Annotated in this window: 4 protein-coding genes and 1 pseudogene; 4 read left to right on the top strand and 1 reads right to left on the bottom strand. The window is 42.3% G+C overall.

Annotated elements, in window-relative coordinates; translation table 11 throughout:
* Positions 1–304 precede the first annotated feature (304 nt).
* Complete coding sequence (gene psb32 / locus PX484_RS14505) at positions 305–988, bottom strand: photosystem II repair protein Psb32 (RefSeq protein WP_287767208.1); 684 nt, start codon at positions 986–988, stop codon at positions 305–307.
* Between the two features lie 183 nt (positions 989–1,171).
* Here psb32 and PX484_RS14500 point away from each other — a divergent pair, with 183 nt between their 5' ends.
* The 4 genes and pseudogenes from PX484_RS14500 to PX484_RS14485 all read left to right on the top strand — a co-directional run.
* Entirely contained in the window at positions 1,172–3,181 is a 2,010-nt protein-coding gene (locus tag PX484_RS14500) for a GAF domain-containing hybrid sensor histidine kinase/response regulator (protein ID WP_287767207.1), read from the top strand.
* Between the two features lie 74 nt (positions 3,182–3,255).
* The gene (locus tag PX484_RS14495; protein WP_288027226.1) at positions 3,256–3,717 is read left to right on the top strand and encodes a hypothetical protein; all 462 of its coding nucleotides are present in this window, start codon (positions 3,256–3,258) and stop codon (positions 3,715–3,717) included.
* Positions 3,714–4,355: an LppP/LprE family lipoprotein gene (locus PX484_RS14490; RefSeq protein WP_288104400.1), complete on the top strand. Its 642-nt coding sequence runs from the start codon at positions 3,714–3,716 to the stop codon at positions 4,353–4,355. Before PX484_RS14495 ends, PX484_RS14490 begins: the two co-directional genes overlap by 4 nt.
* Before the next feature lie 58 nt (positions 4,356–4,413).
* Positions 4,414–4,605 (top strand): annotated as a pseudogene (locus PX484_RS14485) (single-stranded-DNA-specific exonuclease RecJ); the annotation flags it as partial.

Genomic DNA, 4,605 nt, shown 5'->3' with positions numbered 1-4,605 from the left:
TAATATAATTTTCGGCGTTATCGTCTAAATCTCTATCTAAAAATGGCGAAGGATCGAGAGAATTAAAGACTTGCTGTAACTGATTAAGTTTAATTTCAATTAAGTAAGTTCCTTCCTCCTCTCGATAATAGGATTGTAATTTATTTACCAGTCTAGACATTAGTTATTAAGGTTAAGTAAATGGGGTGAACTGACACAACTAAAATCTACTACCAGAAGTTACTTTATCTTGCTCATACAGGCTGAGAATTGAGCTATCTCTGAGAATATTTTAGCTGTATCAGTCCCAGATAATTAATTTAATTTATCGACCAAAACCAGCGTACCAAAAATAGGTAACCATGGGGATTACTGTGGCTAAAACCAGTAAAACTATCACCCAAATCGTGGCGTTTTTATCGTCAGTTTCTTCTGCGGTAGTAAAAGTACTTTCGATATTAATTGTCGCTACTTCCGGCGGTCCGGGATCCGCTTCTCCAGAAAGTACCGCCGTTAGGCGACGACTAGCATCGAGTAAAGCTTGATTATATTTTCCCCCATCTTTGAGGGGAACCGCCATAGTTTCCGAGAGGATACTATCGGCAATAGCTTCGGTTAATAGGGGTTTTGCTTCCTCCCCAACCCGCATAGCAGTTTTATTGGTTAAAGTATCAAGGACGATGATAGTTTGATTAGTCCGATCTTCAGGATTAGGATACCATTCTCTCAGGATATCATCGGCTAAATTGTCAATTTTTTGACCGTAATCCAAGCGCCGGACTACCACCATTCTCACTTCTTGACCGGTTTTTTCGGCGAGGTTTTTCAGATCTTTATTTAATCTTCCTTCGTTAGCGGCACTAATGGCCGAAACGGGATCGACCACATAAGTGGGCGCTCCGGGGCTTAAAATGGGGAGGTCATAGACTCCCATAGCAGCAGCCGGTGACAGGGAAACAGCCAAGGCTACACAGCAGGAGAGAAGGAGAGAAGCTAATAATTTGAGCATATTGATTCGGTAAAATTCCTATAGAACATAATAGGGGAAAAGTTTCCTGTTTTTTGATTAGGGAGACGGGGAGATGGGGAAGTAGGGAAATGGGGTGATGGGGAAATTCAACTAAAACCCTCAAACCCGACAACCCCAACACCCAAACCCTTTTAACTGATAACTGATAACTGATAACTGATTATGAGTGATTTTGAGGAACTAGAGTCTAAAAAACGGGAAAAAGCCCTAGAAATGCAGGCCTATCGCGATAACTTGCTCTCACGGGTGACAAGATTACTAATTTCTCAAGATATCCACTTGGCGATCGATCATACCCTAGAACTGCTCTGTCAATTTACCCAGAGTGCGCGCTGTTACATTATTCAATATTCCACCTGTCGTCAGCAGTGGAGTATGGTTTATGAATACTGTCACCCCGACTATCCGCAAGTTATCCCGATTCGGGAAGAATCACAAAATCTCTCGACGGAAACCTTTCCTTGGTTTTCTGAACAATTATTAAACGGTATTCCAGTTAAACTGAACTCTTTAGACGATTTACCCGCTACTGCTATCCCTGAAAGAACTATTCTCGCTCATAGTCCTACTCCCTGTCTCTTAATCGTTCCCATGTGGGATAGTTATGGGGTAACGGTGGGTTATCTGGGATTGGATGCAAGTGCAGAAAAGCAATGGACAGGGGAAGATGTCACCTTTGTCCGGTTGCTGGGAGAATTAATTGCGATCGCACAAAGTAGATATGAAGCGGAAAAAGGATTAAAAGAGGCTAAAGAAGTGGCAGTTAAGGCAAATAAAGCTAAAAGTGAGTTTCTAGCTAACATGAGCCACGAATTACGCACTCCTCTTAATGCTATCTTGGGTTTTACTCGCTTAATATCCCGGGATAGCAGCCTCAGCAGTGAATATCGCCAATATTTGGAAATTGTCAATCGTAGCGGGGAACATTTATTAGAGTTAATCAACGATATTCTAGAAATGTCGAAGATAGAAGCGGGAAGAACGGTTTTTAATCCCAGTAATTTCGATTTATACGCTCTTTTAGATAATATTGCCGAAATGCTACGTCCACAAGCGCAGGCAAAAGCTTTGAGCTTAATTTTTGAGCGCAGCTCCGCTCTTCCTCAATATATATGTACTGATGAAAGTAAATTGCGACAGGTGTTAATCAATCTCTTGGGTAACGGATTGAAGTTTACCGAGTCGGGAGGGGTGACTCTCCGGGTAAAAGTAGGGGATAAAACAGGAGATTATCAGCGATTGCTCTGGGAAATTGAAGATACAGGCGCAGGAATCGCCCCAGAGGAGATTTATAAGCTATTTCAACCCTTTAACCAAACGGAAACGGGACGAAAATCCCAACAGGGGACAGGATTGGGTTTACCTATCAGTAAAAAATTTGTTGAGTTGATGGGGGGTGCGATCGGAGTTAGTAGTATTCTGGGTCAAGGAAGTGTTTTTAGTTTTGATATTCAGGTGGGTTTGGTGGGGGAAAATGAGATTAAAACCGAAACCAATAGGGCAAAAGTTATCGCTTTAGCCGAAAATCAGCCTAAATATCGCATATTAGTCGTCGATGATCGACCGGAAAGCCGTTTACTGTTGCTGAAACTCCTGGCTACCCTAGGATTATCCGTGCAAGAGGCCGCTAATGGTCAAGAAGCGATCGCAATTTGGCAAGCATGGCAACCTCATCTTATCTGGATGGATATGAGAATGCCAGTGAAGGACGGTTACGAAGCAACCAGGGAAATTCGGCGGTTAGAGGCTGATAATCGCGGAAAAACGGTGATAATTGCCCTAACTGCCAGTGCTTTTGAAGAGGATCGCGCCTTGGTTATTGCCGCTGGTTGTGATGATTTCGTGCGTAAACCTTTCCGAGAGGAAGTGATCTGGCAAAAAATGAGCGAATATCTAGGATTAAAATATATTTATGCCGATAGTGAGCCAAATCAGCCCAATTATTCGCCAGTTTTCCTCGATTCCCTGCAATCCCTATTAAAATTAATCAGTCCCGCCTGGATTGGACAATTGCAACAAGCGGCGCGAGAATGTGATGATGAAAAAATTATCGCCCTAACCGCAGAAATTCCCGCCGATTATGCTACCCTTGCCCAAGGTTTACAACAGTTAGCCAGAGAATTTTCCTTTGATGCGATCGAAACCATAATTAAAGATTTAAACATATCTTAAGAGAGTATTTTATCTAGATCTCAAAAACGTGATATTCTAAAGGCATAAATCCCTAAATATGGCAATTTTAAAGGATGAAACTGTTAAAAATGCTCATCGGTACTTTCTTAATACTACCGATTTTTTCCGTTCATGCTCAAGTCCCCTCGCTTCCCCCAATCAAGCAAAATTCCCCCAATCTTGGTGATCTACCCAATGATCCCACCCAGCAGAAAAATTGGCTTTGTACCCAAGGAGATCAACGCATTGCCGTGGCTGCCAAAGAAGAGCAAGGTTGGAAAGAATTAATTGAAAAACAAGGTTGGCAATGTCGTGAGGGAAATACCGACATACCCGATAAAACTCTCGGCTTTTCCTGTGAACCAGAACAAACCCTCGGCCTGTTGACAGTTTACTGGTTAAATGGTAGTAATGGTCAACAACAATTAAGCCAATGGCGAGATAAATTAGCAGCACAACAGGGGATGGTTTGTACCATCAATAACGTGCAGTTATTCGATACTCAAGAAAATATACCCAACCCATCAAAACCATGATTAAATTAGCAGTTTTGCCTCAGTCTATCCTCCTGGGTATCAGTTTACTATTAAATAATTCTCTGCCCTTACTTGCCCAATCTACACCCCTGAGCGTGGATAATTTAAGAAACACCGTCTATAACATTCCTAATCGGGGTTCCGTAATTGTCAGCGATGGTATTTTTCAATCCAATGAGGGACAGATTTTAGGAGTGCAAGTCAGTCGAGAAGCTTTGATGGGGGACTATAATAATGATCAAAGGAATGATGGTATTGTCGTGTTAAGAGTGATTACCAGAGATCAACAGCAATTACATTATTTAGCCCTAGTGATCGATAATAACGGTACTGCCACTAACACCGATACTGTCCTGTTAGCCGATCGAGTAATTGTCGATAATCTGAGTGCTAAAGATGGTACGATCACCGTCAATATGAGAAGATTTCTCCCCCGGGATCCTTCCTGTTGTCCGTCGGGAGTTATCACCCAACAATTTGCGATTAATCCTAGTATTAATCAATTGACTTTACTGAGTACCAACGAAAGTCAACCCACCACCCCAAATGTGCAGTTAGTACCCGCTTCTCCCCTGAGAATTAATAATAGTAATCTCCCCTTTCAACCTCCCGCTGGGGCCATCCAAATCCGCTTTTAACCTTGTTTTTGGTGCGTTACGCTATGCTAACGCACCCTACTGGATTGTTTGAGAAAAAATGACCTACAAATATCCCATCCAACGCTGGTATATTGCCGCGGCTAATCCCGAAAAAATCGAGGGGTTAGCGCGAGAAATGGGACTATCATCGTTATTAGCAACTATCTTAATTAATCGCGGTATTGATACCCCCGAATTAGCTAAAACTTATATAGATCCTGAAGCGGATACCTTACCCTCTCCCCTGGGG

Source organism: Microcystis sp. M49636_WE2 (genome assembly GCF_030065375.1).
GTDB lineage: Bacteria > Cyanobacteriota > Cyanobacteriia > Cyanobacteriales > Microcystaceae > Microcystis > Microcystis aeruginosa_C.
The sequence above is the reverse complement of the archived record's forward strand: the minus strand, read 5'-3'. Positions and strand labels throughout refer to the sequence as shown.